Genomic DNA, 21,941 nt, shown 5'->3' on the forward strand with positions numbered 1-21,941 from the left:
TCAGACCGCGACGCGCGAGCGCAGGTCGCGATATTTCCGACCGGCACCGCGAGCGAACTTGCGGGCGGCAAACTGCGCCTCGTCACGGCCGTCGTAAGCGGCGCGCGATACGCGGCGACCCGCCTTGCGCGAGGAATGGGCGATGTCGTCGCTCCAGTCTTCCAGCTTCGCACCACCGTGGCGCACGGCATCGCCAGCGCTGTCGAACAGGCCGCTGGCGTAGGCGAGGCCCATCTCGGCGGCGTAATTGGCCATTGCACCGGCGCGGCGACCCGCGCGACGGCCCGGGCGCGTCATCGCGCCGATCGCGAGACCGAGAACGGCAACGCCGGCCACGGTCGCGACAGGGTGCTCTTTTACGAACGCCGTCGCCTTGTCCGTCGCATCGCGAGCATAGTCCGCGAGCGAGCGATCTGCGTTCCGCTGCTCCGCCGCCTCGATCTTGGCGCGCAGTGCATCTCTTTGTTCCTTGGTGCTCATAGGGTGTCTCCGGATGATAGTATCGGGGGTCGGTGATTACCGAACCAACGCAACGTGGCGGCCCGATGTTCCGTGATTTCAGCGATAACGCCGAGGCGGGGGCTCGTCGGCGAAGTCGTATTCTGCGCGATCGCGATCGTACCCGTCGTCCTCCTCGTCTTCGTCGTCATCGCGACCGAACAGGAGGCCGAGGATCGGGCGCCGGGCGAACCAGAGGATGATCGCCGCGACTACGGCGGAAGCGAGACCGCGATGCTGGTCGGTGACGTAGGCCGCCTCGTCCAGGACATCGATCGCGGCATCCTTCGCCTTGTCCATCGCCCGCTCGGCGGGGCTGCGCTTGGCGAGGTCCCCGCGAAGATTGGCGATATCCGCCTTGACCAGCGCGAGCGCCGAGTTTCGCAGCGCGCGATCGGCGCGCATTTGCCGCCCCCGCGCCGTCATGCGTCGTTCTCGAACGCTTCGCTGATCCGGCGGAACTGGCGCAGTGCCATCCAGCCGGCGATAGCGGTGAAAAGGAACATGAGCGCCACCATCAGGCCCATCGCGCCGAACGCGCCAAGATAGGGACGCAAGGCGATGATGAGCCCGACCACCAGCCCAAGCAGGGCGAGGTGGAGGAACGCCATCGCGCAAAGGCCATAGAAGGCGGCCGACCGGGTATGGTGAGCCGCATAGGCGAGCCGCGATTTCTGGAACGCGACTTCTGCTTCCAGATAGGTTCGACTGTCCTCGTAGAGCGATTCTATGTCGTCCCGGAGCGAGCCGTAGGGCACCTCGCGGTCGGACTCGCTTTCCATTGCCTCATCGGAAACGCCCGGCGCGAAATCCGCACCGGGCGTTTCTTCGTTTTCATTTCGCATCGTCACGCGCTGTCAGGACGATCAGCGGCGGAACATGCGGGCAACCATGTAGCCGCCAACTGCAGCTAGTCCGACGGCCAGGCCCGGGCTCTTGCGAACCCATTGACGGGCATCTTCGCCCAGTTCGTCCACACTCTTGTCGTCGAGGCGGGTGGCAGTCTCGTGAAGCGACCGCGAGGCGTTCCGCGCGTAATCGCCGTATTTCGGGCCGAAATTCTCGTCCAGCTTGGCTGCGTTGTCGGCAACATACTTGCTCAGCGCGGCGATTGCGTCGCTGGCGCGCGTCTTGCCTTCCACGGCCAGCTCGTTCGCCTTGACCTTGGCCTGGTCGGAATATTCGCCCTGCTTGCCCTTCGCCTTGGTGCGATAGACGGATGCGCGATCGCCAGCTTCGGCGCGCAACGCCGCCGCCCCTGCCTTCGCCTCGTCGAGAGCGGCGTTGAACCGGCTCTTCGCTTCGGTCCGATGGGCTGAGGCGGACGCCTTCTTGGCGCTACCCTTCGCTTCGGTGGCAATATCGGCTGTGGCGGAGCCGGTCGCTGCGCCAACCGCATCGCCAGCGGCGGCGGTTGCAGTGGCAGGCTTCCTGGTGGTCTTCTTCGGCGTCGGTGCGGTGGCCATAATTCTTATCCCCGTTCTGACTGTCGTAACTGGTGTTTGATGCCATGCATGCCGTGGCATGCACCTCGATTACCCAACGCGACTTGCTTGGCTTCGTTCCGCAGCATAGAGCGCCTGCCGAGATCGGTAGATCCGCCCTTTCTTCTTCATGGAGCCAGCATGACCGCAATTCTCGACATCCATGCCCGCCAGATCCTCGATTCCCGGGGGAATCCGACCGTCGAGGTCGACGTTCTGCTGGAGGATGGCAGTTTCGGCCGTGCGGCGGTCCCCTCGGGGGCGTCCACCGGCGCGCACGAGGCGGTCGAGTTGCGGGACGGGGATGCGGATTACTTCCTCGGCAAGGGCGTGACGAAGGCGGTGGATGGCGTGAATTCCGAGATCGCCGACACACTGCTCGGCCTGGATGCGGAAGACCAGCGCACGATCGACACCGCGCTGCTAGATCTGGATGGAACGGAGAACAAGGCGAAGCTCGGCGCGAATGCGATCCTGGGCTGCAGCCTCGCGGTTGCGAAGGCGGCTGCCAATGCGCGCGGCCTGCCGCTGTTCTCCTATGTCGGGGGCGTTTCAGCGCACGTTCTGCCGGTGCCCATGATGAACATCGTCAATGGCGGCGAGCATGCGGACAATCCGATCGATATCCAGGAATTCATGGTCATGCCGATCGGCGCGCCCTCGCTGGCGGAGGCGGTGCGCTGGGGTTCGGAAATCTTCCATACGCTGAAGAAGGGTCTGTCGGAGAAGGGGCTGTCGACCTCCGTCGGTGATGAGGGGGGATTTGCTCCCGACCTTTCGAGCACGCGCGATGCGCTCGATTTCATCATGGCGTCGATCGAGAAGGCGGGCTTCACGCCGGGCGAGGACGTGGCGCTGGCGCTCGATTGCGCGGCGACCGAATATTTCCGCGACGGCAAGTACGAGATGGCGGGCGAGGGTGCCTCGCTCGATGGATCGCAAATGGCCGATTATCTCGCCAAGCTGTGCGACGATTACCCGATCCGCTCGATCGAGGACGGCATGGCCGAGGACGATTTCGAGGGGTGGGATGCGCTGACCGAGAAGCTGGGCAATCGCATCCAGCTGGTCGGCGACGACCTGTTCGTCACCAATCCGGAGCGGTTGCGCATGGGGATCGACCGCGGCCTGGCCAATTCGCTGCTGGTGAAGGTCAACCAGATCGGCACGCTGACCGAAACGCTGGAAGCGGTCGATATCGCCCACCGCGCCGGCTACACCTGCGTGATGAGCCATCGTTCGGGGGAAACCGAGGATGCGACCATCGCCGACCTCGCGGTCGCCACAAATTGCGGGCAGATCAAGACCGGCAGCCTCGCGCGGTCCGACCGGCTTGCGAAGTACAACCAGCTGATCCGGATCGAGGAAGAGCTGGGCGACGCCGCGCATTACGCTGGCGCCGCCTGCTTCGGTCGCCTGGCGGGTTAGGCCCCGGCGCGGGTCAGCCGGTCGATCTGGTCGCGGCTCAGCTCCAGTTCGGTATAGGCCAAGAGGCCATCCATCTGCTCGAGATTGCGCGCGCTGGCGAGCGGCGCGGCGATGCCGGGCTGCGCCGCGAGCCATGCGAGCGCGATTGCCGGTAGCTCCGCACCGGTTTCCTGCGCCACGCGGTCCATCTGTGCGAGGACGGTCGGCCCGTCTTCCTTGTACTTCTCGGCCATGTCGGAGCGACGCGAGCCGCCGAAATCGTCCTTGTCCCTGTACTTGCCGGTCAGATAGCCCGCGGCGAGACTGAAATAGGGGAACATCGCGATCCCCCGCTCCAGGCAGAGGCGCTGCATATCCTGCCCATAATCATCGCGTTCGACCAGATTGAACTGGTTCTGCAGGGCGGTAAATCCGGTAATCCCCTTCGCCTCCGCATGGTCGAGCGCGGCGCGAAGGCGGCTGACGGTGAAATTGGAAGCGCCGATGCTCTTTGCGCGGCCATCATCCGTCACGGCGGCGAAGCTCTCGGCAATCGTCTCGATCGGCAGGTCTTCGTTGTCCTTGTGGCAATAGAACAGCTCGACCCGATCCGTGCGGAGCCGTTCGAGACAGCGGTCGAGCGCGTCGGACACGGCGTCGGCGCGGTAATGTTCGGATTCGCCCAGCATGCCGGTCTTCGTCGCGATCAGCATGTCGTCGCGAACGCCTCGGTCCTCCATCCATTCGCCGATGAAACGTTCGGATTCGCCACCCTCATGCCCGTCGACCCACGCGGAATAGACATCGGCGGTGTCGATCATGCGCCCGCCCGCCTCGTGCCATTTGTCGAGCACCGCGAAACCGTCATCGCGGTCCGCGGTCCAGCCGAAGACGTTGCCGCCGAGCGAGAGGGGCAGGCCCCCGATTGCAGAATGTTGGGTCATGCCCTCCGGACGCGCGGAAGGGCAGGGCGGTTCCGTCAGCCGGGCAGGAATTTGCGCTGCAACTCGAACAGCGCCAGCGTGGCCCTGGCCGCTTCGCCGCCCTTGTCCTTCTGCGCGGGGTCGGCCCGCACCAGCGCCTGGTCCTCGTTCTCGACCGTCAGGATGCCGTTGCCGATGGCGATCCCGTCCATGGTGAGCGCCATGATCCCGCGCGCGCTCTCGCCCGCGACGATCTCGAAGTGATAGGTTTCCCCCCGGATCACCACGCCGATCGCGACAAAACCGGCATAGCCGCCGCCTTCCACTGCCAGCGCGATCGCGCCCGGTATTTCCAGCGCGCCGGGCACCGTCAGCACGTCGACGTCATGCCCCGCACCCTCCAGCACGGCCCGCGCGCCGGCGATCAGCCGGTCGTTGAAAGATTCGTAGAAGCGTGCCTCAACGATGAGAAAGCGAGCCATAGCGGTTACTCCGGAATTTCGCGCTGGCCGACGATTTCGAGATCGAAACCGTCGAGCCCGACGATGTGACGGGTGGAATTGCTCAGCAGGGTCATGCGATGCACGCCGAGGTCGGTCAGGATCTGGGCACCGATGCCGTAGGTCCGCAATTCGTCGGACGATTGGCCGTTGCTTTCGCTCGCGCCCTGTCCCTCGCGCGGGCGGACGAGCAGGACGATGACGCCGCTGCCTTCGCGTCCGATTTCATCCATGGCGCGCTGGATTAGGTTCTTGTTCGGGCCAGGCTGCCCCAGCATGTCGCTGAGCAGCGACAAGGTATGGACGCGGACCAGGGTGACCTCGTCCTCGCTTGCGCGCCCTTTCTGCAAGGCGAAGGCGAGGCTGCCGTCCACATTGTTGCGGTAGGTGTAGAAATTCCACTCTCCGCCGTGATCCGATTGGAAGCGCTGTTCGGCCAATCGCTCCACAAGGTGATCGTAGCGATGGCGGTATTCGATCAGGTCGCGAATGGTGCCGATCTTCATGCCGTGTTTGCGCGCGAACACGATGAGGTCGTCGAGGCGTGCCATCTCCCCGTCCTCGCGCATGACCTCGCAAATCACGCCGGAGGGATTGAGCCCGGCCAACCGCGCGATATCGACCGCCGCCTCGGTATGGCCGGCACGCACGAGCACGCCGCCATCTCGCGCGATCAGGGGAAAGACGTGGCCGGGGGACACGATGTCTTGGCTGCCGCGCGCCGGATCGGTGGCGACCGCAACGGTGCGCGCGCGGTCGGCAGCGCTAATGCCGGTGGTTACGCCCTCGCGCGCCTCGATCGAGACGGTAAAGGCGGTTTCGTGCCGCGAGCCGTTGTTGCGGCTCATGAGGTCCAGCCCGAGCTGCTCGGTCCGCTCGCGCGTCAGCGACAGGCAGATAAGTCCGCGTCCATGCGTCGCCATGAAATTGATCGCATCGGGGGTCGCCATTTGCGCCGGGATGACGAGATCGCCCTCGTTCTCCCGATCTTCGTCGTCGACCAGCAGGAACATGCGCCCGTTGCGCGCTTCCGCGATCAGTTCCTCGATCGGAACGATGACCGGCGTATCTTCCTGCGCGTCGAGAAATCGATCGAGCTTCGCCAGAGTGTCGCTGGTTGGGTTCCAGCCATCCTCGGTACAACCGCGCAGAGTGTTGGCATGCAGCCCCGCCGCGCGAGCGAGGGATGCCTTGCTGAATGTGCCATCGGCCAGAAAGGCCCGCACGCGTTCGATCGTCGATACCATACTTACGCGCTATCACATCATAATGTGATATCAAAGGCCAATAGGCACAGGCCGCTGTAGCAGAGGTCCGTCGGAGCGCGATCTCGGGAATGGCTTTTATCTCGCCGCGGCTTACGAAAAGCTTCTTGGAGGCAGCCGAGATTTGCCTGCGAGTTTGAGGTAGTGGTGGACGCACTAGGGTTCGAACCTAGGACCCGCTGATTAAGAGTCAGCTGCTCGGCATTGTTTTCGTTGGATAACTTTCCCAACTAGAGCAAATTCGCCGCTAATGAGATCAATAGCTTAGCTCAAAAAATCCAACCGCGTGCAGCGTTCCCCGGGCGCAGCTCAAAGCGAATTAATCTGTCATAACCTGCGGCACTTCTCCTTCAACAGAACTGATCTTGCAGCATTCGGCGCTGGACCAAAATCATGCACGCACCTACCGCAATCTCAAAATCGATAGGCATGGAGGGGGCGAGATTGGGCAGACCATCGACGAAAGCGGGGAAGGGCGGCGACCTCGGGTTTGAGGCGGAACTGTTCAAGGCGGCGGACAAGATCCGCGCCAATATGGAGCCGTCCGATTACAAGCACATCGTCCTCGGCCTGATCTTCCTCAAGCATATTTCCGATGGCTTCATGGCCAAGCGCGCGGAGCTTGAAAAAGAGTATCCGGACGGCGTCGAAGATGAGGACGAATACCGGGCCAATAACGTGTTTTGGGTTCCCAAGCCTGCACGCTGGGATCACCTCCAAGCCAGCGCCAAGCAGCCGGGTATCGGCAAGCTGATCGACGAGGCGATGCTTGAGATCGAGAAGGTGAACCCCTCGCTCAAAGGCGTGCTGCCGAAGGACTACGCTCGGCCTGCACTCAACCCCGTGATGCTGGGCGAGCTGATCGACCTCATCTCCGGCATCGGGTTCAAGTCCGACGAGGGGCAGAGCCGCGATGTTCTCGGCCGAGTCTACGAATACTTCCTCGGCCAGTTCGCCGGGGCCGAAGGCAAGCGCGGCGGCGAGTTCTACACACCGCGCTCGGTCGTGCGAACGATGGTCGAGATGCTCCAGCCGCATGACGGCCGCGTATACGATCCGTGCTGCGGATCGGGCGGCATGTTCGTGCAGTCCGAAAAGTTCGTCGAGAACCACGGCGGGCGCATCGGCGACATTGCCGTCTATGGACAGGAATCGAACCACACCACCTGGCGGCTCTGCATGATGAACTTGGCGGTGCGCGGAATCGACGGCGACATTCGCTGGAACAGCGACGGCAGCTTCCACCGGAACGAACTGCCGGACCTGCGCGCTGATTACGTGCTCGCCAATCCGCCGTTCAATGTGTCGGACTGGGGCGGCAACCGGCTGCGTGAAGACGGCCGCTGGAAATTCGGCATTCCGCCTGCCAGCAATGCGAACTTTGCATGGCTGCAACACATCCTCCACCATCTGGCACCGGCGGGCACGGCGGGCGTGGTGCTGGCCAACGGGTCCATGTCCTCGACGCAGAGCGGTGAGGGCGAGATCCGGCAGGCAATGGTCGAAGGCGATGTGATCGACTGCATGATCGCCATGCCCAGCCAGCTGTTTTATTCGACGCAGATCCCGGTCTGTCTGTGGTTCCTTGCCAAGGACAAGTCGAACGGGCTGGCCGGCGATGCCAAGCTGCGCGACCGGCGCGGTGAAATCCTGTTCATCGATGCCCGCAAGCTCGGCCACATGGTCGATCGCACCCGGCGTGAATTCTCCGACGAGGACATCGCGCGGATCACCGACACTTATCACGCCTGGCGCGAGGGGAAGGGTTATGAGGACGTGCCCGGTTTCGCCTATTCGGCGAGCCACGAGGACGTGGCGAAGCATGGCTATGTGTTGACGCCAGGGCGTTATGTCGGCGCGGAAGACATCGAAAATGACGGTGTGCCGTTTGCCGAGAAGTTCGCCGCGTTGCAGGCGACGCTCGAGGAACAGTTCGACGACGGGGAAAGGCTGACAGTTGCGATACGAAGCAATCTCGAAGCGCTTCTGTCGGAGTAGAGGCCTTGAAAGAAGTTACCCTCAATGATGTTGCAACGGTTACCGGTGGGCATGCTTTCAAAAGCAGTCAATATACCCGTGAGGGCCGCTTTGTCCTGCGCACCGTCAACATAAGAGACGATTACTCAATCACGAAAGAGGGTGCGAACTTCATATCCGAGACTGATGCGCGCAACTATGAACGCTTCACGCTAGAGCCGCTTGATACATTGTTCGTGATGGTGGCAGCTACGCTCGGCAAAATCGGTTTAGTGCGGGAAGCGGACTTACCTGCGCTTCTTAATCAGAATATGTGGGTTATCCGAGCGCGGCCGGGAAAGATCGACAAACGATATCTCCACTATCTGTTTCGAGAGATTTCAAAAATTCCACTGTCATGGGTCGGTGGAAGTGCGAGAAGTTTTCTTCGCCGGGATGATGTCCGCAATTTGCAATTCCTACTGCCGCCGCTGACTGAGCAGGAGAAAATAGCGGCTATTCTGGCCGCCCTCGATGACAAGATAGAGCTGAACCGGCGGATGAACGAGACGCTGGAGGCGCAGGCGCGGGCGCTGTTCCGCGATTGGTTCGTCAACTTCGGCCCGGTGAAGGCCAAGATGGCCGGAGACACCCCCTATCTCGCGCCGGACCTCTGGTCCCTCTTCCCCAACCGCCTCGATAACGAAGGCGTGCCGCAGGGTTGGAAGCTGGGCAGCCTGAACCTCGTTTCGACGCTGAACCCTGAGAGTTGGACAGCAAAGAATGCGCCTGAAAAGATTGAGTATGTCGATCTGGCGAACACAAAGTGGGGCTATATCGAAACTGCTGTCGGTTACGAATGGGAGAAGGCCCCGAGCCGTGCCCGCCGAGTGCTGCGTCCAGGCGACACCATAGTCGGGACAGTCCGGCCGGGTAACGGCTCTTTCTCTTACATCGCAAAGTCAGGTCTGACCGGGAGCACAGGCTTTGCCGTGCTACGGCCGAAAAACGAGCATGACCGGACTCTTTCCTGGTGCGCTGCCACCGATCCTGAGAATATCGCGCGTCTTTCCCATCTTGCCGATGGCGGGGCTTACCCGGCTGTCCGACCGGACGCGGTCGTTGCGTCCCCGCTCGTTGTTCCGCCAAAAGCAGATCTCCTGCAGTATTTCGAGAAGACGGCAGGCATTCTGCTGGATCGCATTGAGAGCAACAAGGCAGAAAGTGAGACTCTCGGCCAAACCCGCGACCTCCTTCTCCCTAAGCTGATGTCCGGCGAAATCCGCATCGACAATGTGGCGAGTGAAGAGCTTTCCGCTGCATGAGCGATGATCTAGACTTGGCACTCTGGAAAGCAGCGTGGCGGTTCTCCGATACCCGCATCCAGGCTCTTACCCGCAAAGTAATCCACGGCCTGCAGCGTATGCCGTCAAGCGGCGTTTTTGGAGACGACTACCGGTTCAAGTCCGTCTGGGACGAATACTGTCGAGAGGTGCAGGACGGCCCGCATCCGACGCTGGAAGCGGCGTTCGACCAAACCGTCGATCCGATTATAGCGTGGCACATCGACCAGCTGGATCATTCCGAACGCCAGTTGTTGGAAACTGCGCTGGCCGAAGGTGCAGAAGAGTGGGGCGACATCGCAACGGCCGTCCGTAAGTCCTTGCAAGGGATTGCGATTGATCGCGATTTGAGCAAGTTCGCAAACTATCGATTACGCAGCAGGGGGTGCGCGTGAGTGAATTGAAGACCTGTTTCAAGCGCGTCGATTACGACCTTTCCAGCCTGCTGCACTTCATCGACGTCGGAGATATCGGTCTGCCCGATATCCAGCGCCCCTTCGTCTGGAAGAACGCCAAGGTTCGCGACCTGTTCGATTCCATGTATCGCGGCTTTCCGGTTGGCTACCTCCTGTTCTGGGAAAACGCGGTTGAAAGCGGCGCGAAGCAGATCGGGTTCGATGAAAAGCAGCGCGATGTGCCCGCGCGACTAATCGTGGACGGGCAGCAGCGGCTAACCTCACTCTATGCCGTATTCCGCGGGCAGAAGGTGCTCGACGAAAATTACGGCTACCGCCAGATCGAAATCGCCTTTCGCCCTAGCGATGGGAAATTCGAGGTGGCGGATGCGGCCATCCGGCGCGACCCCGAATGGATTCCCAACATCTCACAGTTGTGGTCATCGGGTGCTTCCAGCCGCAAGCTGGTCAATGGCTTCATCGAAAAGTTGGGTCAGAAGGTTGAACTGACCGACGCCGAGGAAGAGCACATCGCGCACAATCTCGACCGCTTGTTCGATCTGCAGAAATACCCGTTCACGGCGCTGGAAATCGCGCAGTCGGTCGAGGAAGAGCAGGTCGCCGACATATTCGTCCGCATCAACAGCGAAGGGGTGAAGCTCAACCAAGCCGACTTCATCCTCACCCTGTTGTCGGTGTTCTGGGAAAAGGGGCGCACCGATCTCGAGCAGTTCTGCAGGGCCGCCCGCGTCCCGGCAAAGGGTTCGGATACGTCCCCGTTCAATCACTTTCTTGAGCCCGATCCGGACCAATTGCTACGCGTGGCGGTCGCGCTGGCCTTCAATCGTGGCCGACTGAAGAGTGTGTATCAGGTTCTACGCGGCAAGGACCCGGACACCGGCGAATACGATCCGCAGCGCAGACAGGACCAGTTCGACATTTTAGCCGAGGCGCAGGAGCACGTCCTCAACCTCAACAACTGGCACCAGTATTTCAAAGCGCTGGTGGGCTCAGGTTTCCGCAGCGGCGAGCTCGTTTCATCCACCAATGCGCTGTTGTTTGGCTATGCCTTCTACCTGATCGGCAAGGTTCGTTTCGGCCTGGCCGAACATCAATTGCAGCGGGCAATCGGTCGCTGGTTTTTCTTCGCGTCCCTAACCGGTCGCTACACCAGTTCGCCCGAAACTGTGATGGATGGCGATCTCGCTCGCATTCGTGACATCGATACTGGCGAAGCCTTCCTATCGTGGCTCGACGGAGAGATCACCAGCGAGCTGACCAATGATTTCTGGCAGATCACCCTGCCATCGCAGTTCGACAGTTCGTCTGCCCGCAATCCGCAGCTGTTCGCGTTCTTCGCTGCACAGAACCGGCTGGGTGCGCCCGTGCTCTTCTCGCACAAGACCGTTTCCGATATGCTGGACCCCGCCATCAAGACGACGAAGAGGGCACTGGAGCGGCACCATCTGTTCCCCAAGGCGTGGCTTGAAGCGCAAGGTGTGAGCGACCAGCGGATGCGCAACCAGATGGCGAATTATGCCTTGGTGGAATGGCCGGACAATATCGACATCAGCGCCAAGGCGCCGCAGGAATATGTGCCGCAGATCAAGGTTCGCTTCTCCGATGAGGACTGGGCCGAAATGCATCGATCCCACGGCTTGCCGATGGGATGGGAAGCCATGCCTTACGACCAGTTCCTTGGACAAAGACGGGATCTTATGGCGGGCGTAGTGCGGCGCGGCTTTGAGAAGCTCGCCTAGTGGGCAAGTTCGTCGAGGATCACGTCGAGGATGCGGCGCTCGAATGGCTCGGTGAATTGGGCTGGACGATCACGCACGGGCCTGATGTGTCTCCGGACAGTCAGCAGCCTTTGCGCGCTGCCTACCAGGATGTGGTCTTGATCGACCGTCTGCGCGATGCGGTGGAGCGGTTGAACCCATTAATCCCCGCTGACTCGCGCGAAGAGGGCATTCGTCGCGTTCTAGCAAGCGAAACGCCATCGCTGGTGGAAGAGAACCGGCGGCTTCATCAATACCTAGTTGAGGGCGTGCCCGTCGAATTTTACGACGACGGCAATATGCGCGGCGACCGGGTTCGCCTGATCGATTTCGGCGGTAGCGACGGGTTCGATCACAATGAATGGCTGGCAGTGAATCAATTCATGGTCATTGAACAGGGACACAATCGCCGCCCAGACGTGGTGCTGTTCGTCAATGGCCTGCCTCTGGGTGTCCTGGAACTGAAAAACCCAGGCGATGAGAACGCAACCTTGTCCGGCGCCTTCAACCAACTCCAGACCTACAAGGCGCAAATACCTTCGCTGTTTCGATCTAATGCTGTCTTGGTCACGTCTGACGGCATCAAGGCGCGAGCCGGTTCTCTGACTGCGGATGAGGAGCGCTTTATGCCCTGGCGTTCGGTCGACGGCGAAACAATCGCGCCTACAAGCGATCCCCAGCTCGAAACTCTTATCAAAGGGGTATTGGACCGGGGCAACCTGCTTCGCCTGCTGCGCGATTTCACGGTTTTCGGTGATACTGGCAACGGCATCGTCAAGATCGTTGCGGCCTATCACCAGTTCTTCGCTGCCCGGAACGCACTGTCTGCAACCCTGCGAGCACTCCCCTACGCGACCGACCGTGGCGGTGGTTCGCTGCGTGAAAGTCCCCTCAGATACGGTTTGCCGAGCCAGGCGGAACAGAAACCGGGCGACAAGAAGATCGGAGTGATCTGGCACACCCAGGGCTCGGGCAAGAGCCTGCTAATGGCGTTTTATGCCGGACTGCTCGTCCGCGATCCGGCTCTCGAAAATCCAACCATCGTCGTCATCACCGATCGCAATGATCTCGATGATCAGCTGTTCGGCACATTTGCCATGTGCAGCGATCTCATTCGGCAGAAGCCAGTGCAGGCCGATAGCCGCGACGATCTGCGCACCCAGCTCGACCGGGCGGCGGGTGGTGTCATCTTCACCACGATCCAGAAATTTGCGGCGGCCGAGGGCGAGGATGAACTTGCACCTGTAAGCGAACGCCAGAACATCATCGTGATGGCGGATGAAGCGCACCGTTCGCAATACGGCTTTCGCGCGCGTATCGATCCGCGAACCGGCAAGCGGGCTTACGGCCATGCGAAATACCTGCGTGACGCGCTGCCCAGCGCTTCGTTCATCGGCTTTACCGGAACACCGATCGAAAAGGATGATGTGAACACCCCTGCGGTGTTCGGCGACTATGTCGATATCTACGATATCAGCCGCGCGGTCGAAGACGGGGCCACCGTGCCGATCTACTACGAAAGTCGATTAGCGCGCATAGAACTGCCGGAAGATCAGGTGCCGCTTATCGATGCCGAGGTGGAAGAACTGACCGAGGACGAGGCTGCTTCTGATCAGGAAAAGCTGAAGGCGCGGTGGGCCGCAGTCGAGCGTTTGGTGGGCTCAAAGGCCCGGTTGAAGCTCGTCGCAAACGATCTGGTCGAACATCTCGAACGAAGGCTGGAGGCGTTAGACGGAAAAGCCATGGCCGTTTGCATGAGCCGCCGTATCTGCGTGGCGCTCTACGATGAGATTGTCGCTCTACGTCCGGAATGGCATTCCGACGATGTGTCGCAGGGCGCGGTGAAAGTTGTGATGACCGGCAGCGCCTCGGATCCGCAGGAATGGCAGCCGCACATAGGCGGGAAGGCGCGCCGAGATGAGCTGGCTAAACGTGCCAAGGATCCGACTGACCCCCTCAAGCTGGTGCTCGTGCGCGATATGTGGCTGACCGGCTTCGATGCTCCGTCGATGCACACGATGTATATCGATAAGCCGATGCGAGGTCATGGTCTGATGCAAGCCATCGCGCGCGTGAACCGCGTTTTTCGCGATAAGGAAGCCGGGCTCGTTGTCGACTACATCGGTATCGCCCAAAACCTGAAAGCAGCGCTTGGTATCTATTCGCCATCCGACCGCGAAAAGACCGGTATCGACGAAAAGCTGGCGATCCGCGTAATGCTCGAACGCTTCGAAATCGTCAGTGCCATGTTCCATGGCTTCGATTGCGGGCCGGGAATGCACGGAACACCGAGCCAGCGGTTGAAATGTCTTGCCGCGGCGATCGAGTGGATTTTGGCTCGTCAGCAAAAAGCGGCGCAGAAGGAGGCAACCGACGAAGCAAGGAAGGCCGCACATCGACGCTTCCAGGATTCGGTCTTGGCCTTAAGCAAGGCCTTTGCCTTGGCGTCTGCGAGCGATGAAGCAAAGGCCATCCGCGACGAGATCGCTTTCTATCAGACTGTGCGGGCCGCTCTGGTCAAAAGTAGCGGCGCGTCCACATCTCGGAAGGATCGCGAACTCGCGGTTCAACAGCTTATCGACAGATCGGTCGTCTCGACGGAAATTGTCGATATCCTGCAGGCGGCGGGTATGGCCTCGCCAGACATCTCGATTCTGTCCGACGAGTTCCTGGTCGAAATGCGCGATAGCGAGCGGCCCAATCTGGCGCTCGAAGCCCTTAAGAAATTGCTCGCCGATAAGATCCGATCCAGGTCACAAACCCACGCTGTCGAAAGCCGGAAATACTCCGAACGGCTGACGGCCGCCATCGCACGCTATCACACGAATGCGGTCAGCACCGTCGAGGTGCTTCAGACGCTGATCGAACTCGCGAAAGAGATACGCGAGAAACTGGCGAGAGGCGAGGAGGAGGGGTTATCCGACGAGGAGATCGCCTTCTACGAAGCGCTGGCGGACAATGAGAGCGCGGTCGATATCATGGGCAATGACAGCCTCAAGATCATCGCTGCTGAACTGGTCGAGAACCTCAAGGCGAACGCCAGTGTCGACTGGGCGCACCGTGAATCGGCCCGCGCGAGAATGCGTGTTCTGGTGAAACGCATCCTGCGCAAATATGGTTATCCGCCGGATCTGCAGGACGCAGCCGTGCAGACCGTGATTCAACAAGCAGAATTGCTCGCAGCCGCTTGGTAGCAATCGCGTGGAACCCGCACTGGTATGCCCCCGCGGAGCTAGCTCACTACCATTCCAGTTTGAAAAGTGTGACAACTGAGGAGACGGCCGGGGGGGGTAGGAATCACCGCCCCCTGACGAAACAGCGAGTAGGAGGAGGAAGGAAGAGGGGGGTGGTGCGCAACAAAGGGTTTTTCTGTCGAGAAACCCAAATGCGCCCACCCCCCTCGAAAAAGGATCAGGAAGCCGAGCCTCGTTGTGCAACTGTCGATGCGTCAAATCAGGAGTGGGTCGCCCGAGTTGCGGGCCGCAGTTGCGGACGCTCGCAGCGCGCAGAATCTGAAGACACGCAAAGCAAATGAACGAGAAGAGGGGCTCGCTGAAAGCGCCCGTCGGCGTCGAAAACGGATTTCGGATCGCGAGGCGGAGGCCTTCATGCGCCGCCGGGTGCGAGTGCGTGCCGCATCAGAAGATCGATCCCGCGGTTCAAGCCGCACACCGCGAAAGCTAACGAACAGGAGCATCAAGGAAATTTACGTGGGGAATTGGGGGACCAGTTCTCGACGCGGTGCCGACGGAATGTCCTCGATCCATTTTGAGTTCGTGCCTCGAGGCTTTGCGTCAAAGAAAGACCGCGCTTGGCGGGCCGGGGAAGCCGAGCGCGCCAGCCTGTATATAACAGCCCATGATAGCTTGGAGGACGGCGAACTCGGATGGCGCAGCAGCGTCGCAAATGATCGGAACGAAATGCGGACCTTCTGGCGGGCGCTCGAAGCCGTAGAGAGGCATGATCGCGCCAATGCCAATGTCTATATCACCGAGGTCATTGAACTTCCATGCGAGGCATCCCCGCGCCTTCGAAGGCGGATGGTGAAGCGGATCGCCCAGCGGCTCGAGCGTAGGGGCCTAGCTTACGTCGCTGCAATCCATAAGCCGGATCGCGGCGGGGACCAGCGCAACTTTCACCTGCATCTGATGTATAGCCTGCGCCCCTCGGATCGGATCGCTCCCTACGAATGGGAATTCGGGATCAGCAAGGTCGGGGATATAAACACCAAGGACGGCATCAGAGAGCGGCGGCGCTGCGTGGTTCGCGACATCAATGCGACTTTGCACGCCGCGCATCTAGGCAAGCGCTATACCGCCTTGTCGAATGGTGCACGTGGTCTTGAGCCTTCGATGCAAACGAAGGTCGGCCAGAAGAAAACTTGGGCGAACCGGCGCCTGCTCGCTGCCGAACAGAAAGTCGATGAAATCCACCGTTTGCTCGCGATCGCGGCGGACCTTCGTGCGACCGTCGAACGTGTTCAACAGGCAGTGAAAAAAGCGAAGCTGCGTGTCGTTACCGAACTCCGCAGGAAAGCGCGCGAGATCGCCGAACGCGAAGGACAGCGTGCAGTAGCTCTGTCCGAAATAGCGGTGAAAGTCGATCAAGCCAAACTGGCCCTTCAAATGCGGGAGGATAGAGCGCGGGTTTCCGCCGCCTTCGAAGAACTGTTTGCGGAAACGATGCCGGTCGCTCCCATCGCCGAAATCCCGCGCAATTCGGAATCCACGAACGCGCGCACTGTTAGCGACGTCTCTCCCAAACCGACGCGAAGGCCGCCATTGGCTTTGACCGAGGCTATTCCGGTGACCGTCGGCTATTGGCTCGGCGTCAGTGCCTGTTATCAAACGGTTTGCGGCATCGTAGGCCCAAAATGACGAGACAAAAGAAAGGTAAGAACGGCGACCGCAATATTCGCGGTCGGGATAGCTGAAGCGGAGAAAAGCGAAGCTGGCTTGAAGATGAAAATCGGAGTCAGCCTGATCTGGTCAACAAAGGCCGGTGACCCTCCAGTGAAAGCTAATACTATATGTCTGAACAAACCTCACGGCCTTTACCGCCATGCGAACGGCTGCTCGCAATCCCTTTGATGGAACTGACCGCCTCCACAGTGGCCACGTGGAATCTACCGGGCCTTCCAAACGGGACGCTCGATGTTCCCGAATGCCGCCTCGTAATGTCCGGCACCGCCGACGCTGAGCGTAGAGATCTTGCCATGCTGAAGACAGCGGTCGATCAGGACCGCGACGTCCTGCTGCTTAGGTTGTTGGCTGGCGACCGCCCGTGCGAGGCCGACATCGTGCTCTCGTCTCCCGTGGAGCCGATGCTTATGACGCACATGCTTCCTTGCCGATTCGATCAATCGCTCTGGCTCGTTCCGCAACGGGGTGGCCATTATGTGTCCGTCGGAGAGAACGGCCTTGAGGTTCACTGGCAAGCCCCGACATCAGAAGCTGAGCTGGTGAGGGGATGTCAGCGCGCGGATGCCGAAATCGCTCGCTTCCTCAGGGGGGTGTCATTCTGATGGCCGCCAAGAAACGCAGCCCGCAAGCGAAAACGGCCAAATCTTCGCAGAAGGTCAGTGAGCAAAACCCTTTGACCTGGCTGTATACGAATCCGCAAGGGTCATCTGATGGTTTCACCTTCGGTGTTCTACGCAAGACATTTCGAGGACGAGAGAATTCCGCGCATGAATTTGGCTGGAGAAAGTGCCACGTCGGCACCCATATCGACGTCAGCGATCGATCGGTCTGGTCGCCAAATGTCGAGAAGGTAGAGGTCGTTCTTCCGGCCAAAGCGGACGACCTGCTGCGTGATCCAGACGTCCTTCTTCGGCAGGCCGATGAATTCGTGTCCCCCACCGAAGCAGGTCTCCTGACATACGTCACCTTGCCTTTGGGGGACATGGATCGCCTCCATACGGCTTGGGAGCGAGCGCGGTCTTACGCCGTATCTTTAGCCAGCTCCCGCAAAGTCGCTTCGGTGGTCGTTTTACATAGCCCTGGAGCGATCGGCGCCCCGTATCCGTTGCATGCTCATCTTTGCATCGTGCCAAAAGTGCTTACGGGCCTTGGCCTCGCCCATGGGGCGTATGATCAGGAGCTGCTCCACGACGGAGGCCAGGATATCCTTCGCGAATTATGGGAGGATCACCTCGATAAGTGCCCGTGAGGTGCCACGATTGGACAAGGAAGATCCGCCTAATCGTAATCTACATGGACCGGGTTGCCCTGGAAATCAGCGCTGAACCTCGGCGTGCGCAGAGCTCGAACTCCTAAACAGGGGCGGCAGAGATGCGGTGCAGACTTTGAAAAAAGCATGTGACGACGTTCGTTCGCACGCCGTCGCACCAGACACCATTAATTCGGAAACCCGATGGTGCAGCGGACGGCACAACTGATCAGATATCCCGCAGCACGTCCGGCCTGCGGGATATCGTTTGTGCGGCAGAAAGATTTTGGAGGTGGAAATGTCCCCGGATCGGGGGATGAAAATTCAAGGAAAATTACGATGAACTTCGAATCCGAGAACCACATCATGGCCCGCTATCTCGGCGCTATTCACCAGATGTTGCTGCGAGGGAAAGTGCTGAAGCCAGGACTTTCGCTGGCCGCGGGAGATCGACGCACTCCGGACAATCCACTGCAGGTGGCAATGGCTGCAAAAGACAGCGACGAAGACATCATTCACCTTGGGTTTGAGAGGATCGATGGCGAATATCGGTTCGTCGAATTGACCCTTTATGCGCCTCGTGACGGCGCTACTCACATTATCTCAGGCTGCCGCCTCTATATTAGTGAGGGGAATGGCCGGGCTTTGGTGCTTCCGCCGATCGGTAGGAAAGGCAGCTTCCGGGCAAAAGGTAATGAAATCGTGCATTTACGCCGAGTGCCATCGGACCGAGATCAAGGGATACAGCGTGCGGAAGAGCGGTTGCAGGCGTTGCTAAATAGTGCCTCGCGAACCTCGAACGTCAGCTAGGCGATCGCGTCACGACAAAGGGGGGAGGCCGCAACGGCCTGTCGGGGCGGCCTCCTTGAAACCATTATGGCTGCTTTGCGCCCCAATTTCGGTCATTATCATGGTTCGCCTCGCGACATGAAAGCTGCCGTTTGCTCAACACGCCGCTGTGGCGATATTGCTTGGGCTCACAAAACGGCCCTGCCCTCGCCAATGGACCTCCACAAGCGCTCATTGCGCATGGCTTTGTTATGCCGTTCCAAAGCCATTCCGTATTCGCTAGACGCGCATCGTATGACCCGAGCCGACTTCCAGCGCCTGATCGACGACAAGACCAAACCGATAGGGTCATTGGGGAGGCTCGAAAGCCTTGCAGTTCAGGCCGCTGCGATTCTTGGCGACATGACTCCGTCGAATGCTTCAGCATCGTTGACCATTTTCGCAGCCGATCATGGGATTGCCGCACAGCGCGTGTCCGCGTTCCCGCAGGAGGTTACCGGCCAAATGGTCGCCAACTTTCTAGCCGGCGGAGCCGCTGCAAATGTCATCGCGGCGCAATTCGACATACCGATGACCGTCGTTGACTGCGGAATCGCACATCCGCCGCGCCGACGCGATGCGCTTATCGATCTGTCATTAGGAGGGGGAACGGCCGACAGTTCGATAGGGCCTGCGATGTCGCCCGAGACGGCAAGGAAGGCGATTGCGCAAGGGCGACATTTCGCGTGCGGTATTGAAAGCAAGATCGTTTGTTTCGGCGAGATGGGCATCGCGAACACTTCCTCTGCGGCCCTACTTGCTCACAACCTAAGCGGCATTTCCGTGGCCGAACTCGTCGGGCGAGGGACGGGCCTCGACGATACCGGTCTCTCGCACAAGCAAGAGGTTCTCGAACGCGCAGCTGCGCGAACTGGAGCGCTTGCGCCGGTTGAAGCGCTGGCCGAGGTCGGCGGCTTCGAGATCGGCACGATGGCGGGTGCGATGGCTGGCGCCGGGACATCGAATAAACTTGTGGTGGTCGATGGCTTTATCGCGACCGCTGCCGCCGCGCTTGCGCGGGCGATCGAGCCAGACTGTGAACGGGCCTTTGTCTATGCGCATCGCTCGGCAGAACACGGCCATCGGGCGCTGCTCGACTGGCTCCAAGCCGAGCCACTGCTCGATTTCGATATGCGGCTGGGCGAAGGGACCGGCGCGTTGTTGGCCGTGCCGATCATCCGCGCCGCGCTCTCGCTTTTCGGCATGGCAAGTTTCTCGCAGGCCGGGGTGTCCGGCGCCTCCCCGATCTCATGAAGCGACCATTCGCCGCCGCTTTGGCCGCGTGGGTTTTCTTTACGCGAATTCCCTTACCTGCGGCGCAGCTGGACGAGCGCGATTTCGAGGCCGCGCCGGGCTTCTATCCGCTGGTCGGTGTGTTGATCGGCGCAATTGGCGCTGCTGCTTTCGCGCTCGGCTGGGCGATCGGCGGGGCCTACATCGCAGCGATCTTAAGCACTGCCGCTACCTTGCTGGCCACGGGTGCCTTTCACGAAGATGGCCTGGCGGACCTGTTCGACGGGCAAGGAGCGACAACGCCGGAGCGAATGATGGAGATCATGCGCGACAGCCGGCTCGGCACCTTCGGAGCCGCAGCGCTGTTCATAGTTCTGCTGCTCAAGATCGCGTCGCTGGCGCAACTCCCTTTCATGGTCGCACTCGCCGCTCTGCCCATGGCGCACGGAGCCTCGCGCCTGTCGGCGGTGATCGTGATCGCGACAAGTCGTTACGCACGGGCCGAGGGGATCGCCAAGCCGGTTGCGAAGGGGATCGGAGCAGCGCCGCTGGTGGTGGCGACGCTCACCGGGATCGCTGCGGCCGCAATCGGTGCGACCATTCTTGGGCCCGGCTCTGCACTATGCGGCTTGGCCGGCCTTGCGATAGGCCATGTTACGACGCGGCTGCTCTTCGAGCACAAGCTGGGCGGCTATACCGGCGACTGCCTCGGCGGGGTGCAGCAGATCAGCGAAGTCGGCTTCTATCTCGGCATGCTGGCATGGCTCTGACTTTGCTGCGTCACGGTGAGCCTGAGATCGCTAAGGGCACGTGCTACGGCCAGTCGGACGTGACCACCAGACCCTTAGACGACGGACGCTTCAGCGCTCTGATGAACGCATTGCCTGGAAGCTTCGCGCGGATCGACAGCAGCCCGTTGATCCGATGCACCGCGCTGGCTGAGCGGTTGGCCGTGTATTTCGACCTTCCGGTCCATGCCGACCCGAGGCTAATGGAAATCGATTTTGGGAACTGGGAAATGCTGCCGTGGGACGCCATTTCGCGCAGTGAAATCGATGCGTGGGCACAAGATGTCGAAGGTGCGCGACCCCATGGGGGGGAGAGTGTTGCACAGATGATCGAAAGAGTGCGAGCTTATCTGCGCGACGCGGCAGATTTTGGTGGTGACATCCTTGCCGTCACACATCTTGGTGTTGTCCGTTGCGTTGCCGCAGCTCTTGGCCGACCGAACCCATTTGAAATGGAACTCGGCTTCGGCCAGTCCCTCACCATTGAACCAAAAGAGGTCGTATGAGCGAGACCAACAGCGATACGCACAAGCAAAAGATGAAGGAGCTGCAGGCCGCGCAAGCGAAGCGGCGCCGGGAGCTCACGGATCCTGAGCGCGGCCTCGTGCTGGTCCACACCGGTAATGGCAAGGGCAAGTCGAGCTCGGCCTTCGGAGTGATCGCCCGCGCGCTGGGTTGGGGACAGAAAGTCGCGGTGGTGCAATTCATCAAGGGAAAGTGGAAGACGGGCGAAAAGCAGTTTTTCGCGCGCTTTCCCGATCTCGTCGATTGGCACGTCATGGGCGATGGTTTCACATGGGACACACAAGACAAGGATCGCGATATCGAAGCCGCGGAGAAAGCTCTCTCCAAGGCCGGTGAACTCATCGCAAGCGGTGACTACGCTCTAGTCGTGCTCGACGAAATTAACATTGCGCTGCGCTACGAATACCTGACGCCCGCAAAAGCGATCGAAGTGCTCGAAGGCCGGGGCGATACCCGGATCATCCTGACCGGGCGGGACGCGAAGCCCGAACTGATCGACTATGCCGACACTGTCACCGAAATGGCCGAAATCAAGCACGCCTATCATGCCGGGATCCGCGCGCAGCAGGGCATCGACCTCTAGCAGGCAAGGATTGACAGCAACGGACCAAGCGAGCATTGGCGCGAACAGACGGTGCTGCAGGTGCGAAATCACCTGAAGCTAAGAGGGAAGCCGGTGCGATACCGGCGCTGTGCCCGCAACTGTGAGCCAGAAGTCCCGAACCAACATGTCACTGGCTAAACCCTTCACTGGGTGGCGCCGGGAAGACGGTTCGAAGACGTTGATCGGCAAGCCAGGAGACCTGCCGTCGCGTCGTTCGTCCGGGGCCGGGTCCAGCCCCTTGGG

21 protein-coding genes and 1 riboswitch are annotated in these 21,941 nt (G+C 60.6%); of the genes, 14 read left to right on the forward strand and 7 right to left on the reverse strand.

Features of this window, described 5'->3' with window-relative positions; all coding sequences use genetic code 11:
- From MKP08_RS10250 to MKP08_RS10265, 4 genes are all read right to left on the reverse strand, one after another.
- On the reverse strand, positions 1–480 hold the full coding sequence (locus MKP08_RS10250) for a hypothetical protein (RefSeq protein WP_215228272.1): 480 nt from the start codon (positions 478–480) through the stop codon (positions 1–3).
- 78 nt (positions 481–558) lie between these two features.
- The gene (locus MKP08_RS10255; RefSeq protein ID WP_241553738.1) at positions 559–903 is read right to left on the reverse strand and encodes a hypothetical protein; all 345 of its coding nucleotides are present in this window, start codon (positions 901–903) and stop codon (positions 559–561) included.
- A gap of 17 nt (positions 904–920) precedes the next feature.
- Complete coding sequence (locus tag MKP08_RS10260) at positions 921–1,343, reverse strand: phage holin family protein (RefSeq protein WP_241553739.1); 423 nt, start codon at positions 1,341–1,343, stop codon at positions 921–923.
- 21 nt (positions 1,344–1,364) lie between these two features.
- Complete coding sequence (locus tag MKP08_RS10265) at positions 1,365–1,964, reverse strand: hypothetical protein (protein ID WP_241553740.1); 600 nt, start codon at positions 1,962–1,964, stop codon at positions 1,365–1,367.
- Positions 1,965–2,123: 159 nt separating this feature from the next.
- On the opposite strand from MKP08_RS10265, the gene eno reads away from it, so the two are divergent.
- Positions 2,124–3,410: a phosphopyruvate hydratase gene (gene eno, locus MKP08_RS10270; protein WP_241553741.1), complete on the forward strand. Its 1,287-nt coding sequence runs from the start codon at positions 2,124–2,126 to the stop codon at positions 3,408–3,410.
- Here the strand turns inward: eno and MKP08_RS10275 are convergent.
- Genes MKP08_RS10275 through ribB form a run of 3 tightly spaced genes read right to left on the reverse strand, consistent with a single transcriptional unit; the run spans position 3,407 to position 6,059 of the window.
- Positions 3,407–4,333, reverse strand: coding sequence for an aldo/keto reductase (locus tag MKP08_RS10275; protein WP_241553742.1), 927 nt, complete (start codon positions 4,331–4,333; stop codon positions 3,407–3,409). The two genes, eno and MKP08_RS10275, sit on opposite strands and share 4 nt — an antisense overlap.
- Before the next feature lie 35 nt (positions 4,334–4,368).
- Complete coding sequence (ribH, locus tag MKP08_RS10280) at positions 4,369–4,794, reverse strand: 6,7-dimethyl-8-ribityllumazine synthase (protein ID WP_241553743.1); 426 nt, start codon at positions 4,792–4,794, stop codon at positions 4,369–4,371.
- 5 nt (positions 4,795–4,799) lie between these two features.
- Complete coding sequence (gene ribB / locus MKP08_RS10285) at positions 4,800–6,059, reverse strand: 3,4-dihydroxy-2-butanone-4-phosphate synthase (RefSeq protein ID WP_241553744.1); 1,260 nt, start codon at positions 6,057–6,059, stop codon at positions 4,800–4,802.
- Between the two features lie 462 nt (positions 6,060–6,521).
- Between ribB and MKP08_RS10290 the strand changes: the two genes are divergently transcribed.
- From MKP08_RS10290 to cobO, 13 genes are all read left to right on the forward strand, one after another.
- On the forward strand, positions 6,522–8,075 hold the full coding sequence (locus MKP08_RS10290) for a class I SAM-dependent DNA methyltransferase (protein WP_241553745.1): 1,554 nt from the start codon (positions 6,522–6,524) through the stop codon (positions 8,073–8,075).
- A 5-nt stretch (positions 8,076–8,080) separates the two neighbouring features.
- Positions 8,081–9,358: a restriction endonuclease subunit S gene (locus tag MKP08_RS10295; RefSeq protein WP_241553746.1), complete on the forward strand. Its 1,278-nt coding sequence runs from the start codon at positions 8,081–8,083 to the stop codon at positions 9,356–9,358.
- Positions 9,355–9,771, forward strand: a complete 417-nt coding sequence (locus tag MKP08_RS10300; RefSeq protein ID WP_241553747.1) for a hypothetical protein — start codon at positions 9,355–9,357, stop codon at positions 9,769–9,771. Before MKP08_RS10295 ends, MKP08_RS10300 begins: the two co-directional genes overlap by 4 nt.
- Entirely contained in the window at positions 9,768–11,531 is a 1,764-nt protein-coding gene (locus MKP08_RS10305; protein WP_241553748.1) for a DUF262 domain-containing protein, read from the forward strand. Before MKP08_RS10300 ends, MKP08_RS10305 begins: the two co-directional genes overlap by 4 nt.
- On the forward strand, positions 11,531–14,743 hold the full coding sequence (locus MKP08_RS10310; protein ID WP_241553749.1) for a type I restriction endonuclease subunit R: 3,213 nt from the start codon (positions 11,531–11,533) through the stop codon (positions 14,741–14,743). The genes MKP08_RS10305 and MKP08_RS10310 overlap by 1 nt, the downstream gene beginning before the upstream one ends.
- 558 nt (positions 14,744–15,301) lie before the next feature.
- Positions 15,302–16,426, forward strand: a complete 1,125-nt coding sequence (locus MKP08_RS10315; protein ID WP_241553750.1) for a MobA/MobL family protein — start codon at positions 15,302–15,304, stop codon at positions 16,424–16,426.
- Positions 16,427–16,638: 212 nt separating this feature from the next.
- Positions 16,639–17,073 (forward strand): hypothetical protein, encoded by a 435-nt coding sequence (locus tag MKP08_RS10320; RefSeq protein ID WP_256970088.1) that lies wholly within the window; start codon positions 16,639–16,641, stop codon positions 17,071–17,073.
- Positions 17,073–17,720 carry a hypothetical protein gene (locus tag MKP08_RS10325; RefSeq protein ID WP_241553752.1) on the forward strand — a complete coding sequence of 216 codons (648 nt, stop codon included), beginning with the start codon at positions 17,073–17,075 and terminating at the stop codon, positions 17,718–17,720. The genes MKP08_RS10320 and MKP08_RS10325 overlap by 1 nt, the downstream gene beginning before the upstream one ends.
- Positions 17,721–18,059: 339 nt before the next feature.
- Entirely contained in the window at positions 18,060–18,530 is a 471-nt protein-coding gene (locus MKP08_RS10330; RefSeq protein ID WP_241553753.1) for a hypothetical protein, read from the forward strand.
- A gap of 273 nt (positions 18,531–18,803) precedes the next feature.
- Entirely contained in the window at positions 18,804–19,802 is a 999-nt protein-coding gene (gene cobT, locus MKP08_RS10335; protein WP_170003094.1) for a nicotinate-nucleotide--dimethylbenzimidazole phosphoribosyltransferase, read from the forward strand.
- Positions 19,799–20,551, forward strand: a complete 753-nt coding sequence (cobS, locus tag MKP08_RS10340) for an adenosylcobinamide-GDP ribazoletransferase (RefSeq protein ID WP_239807406.1) — start codon at positions 19,799–19,801, stop codon at positions 20,549–20,551. Before cobT ends, cobS begins: the two co-directional genes overlap by 4 nt.
- On the forward strand, positions 20,542–21,075 hold the full coding sequence (gene cobC / locus MKP08_RS10345; RefSeq protein ID WP_170003060.1) for an alpha-ribazole phosphatase family protein: 534 nt from the start codon (positions 20,542–20,544) through the stop codon (positions 21,073–21,075). Before cobS ends, cobC begins: the two co-directional genes overlap by 10 nt.
- Entirely contained in the window at positions 21,072–21,677 is a 606-nt protein-coding gene (cobO, locus tag MKP08_RS10350; RefSeq protein WP_241553754.1) for a cob(I)yrinic acid a,c-diamide adenosyltransferase, read from the forward strand. Before cobC ends, cobO begins: the two co-directional genes overlap by 4 nt.
- A gap of 32 nt (positions 21,678–21,709) precedes the next feature.
- Positions 21,710–21,920: riboswitch (cobalamin riboswitch) on the forward strand.
- The last annotated feature ends 21 nt before the right edge of the window (positions 21,921–21,941 follow it).

The sequence above is a fragment of the Erythrobacter sp. LQ02-29 genome (genome assembly GCF_022576075.2).
Lineage (GTDB): Bacteria > Pseudomonadota > Alphaproteobacteria > Sphingomonadales > Sphingomonadaceae > Alteriqipengyuania.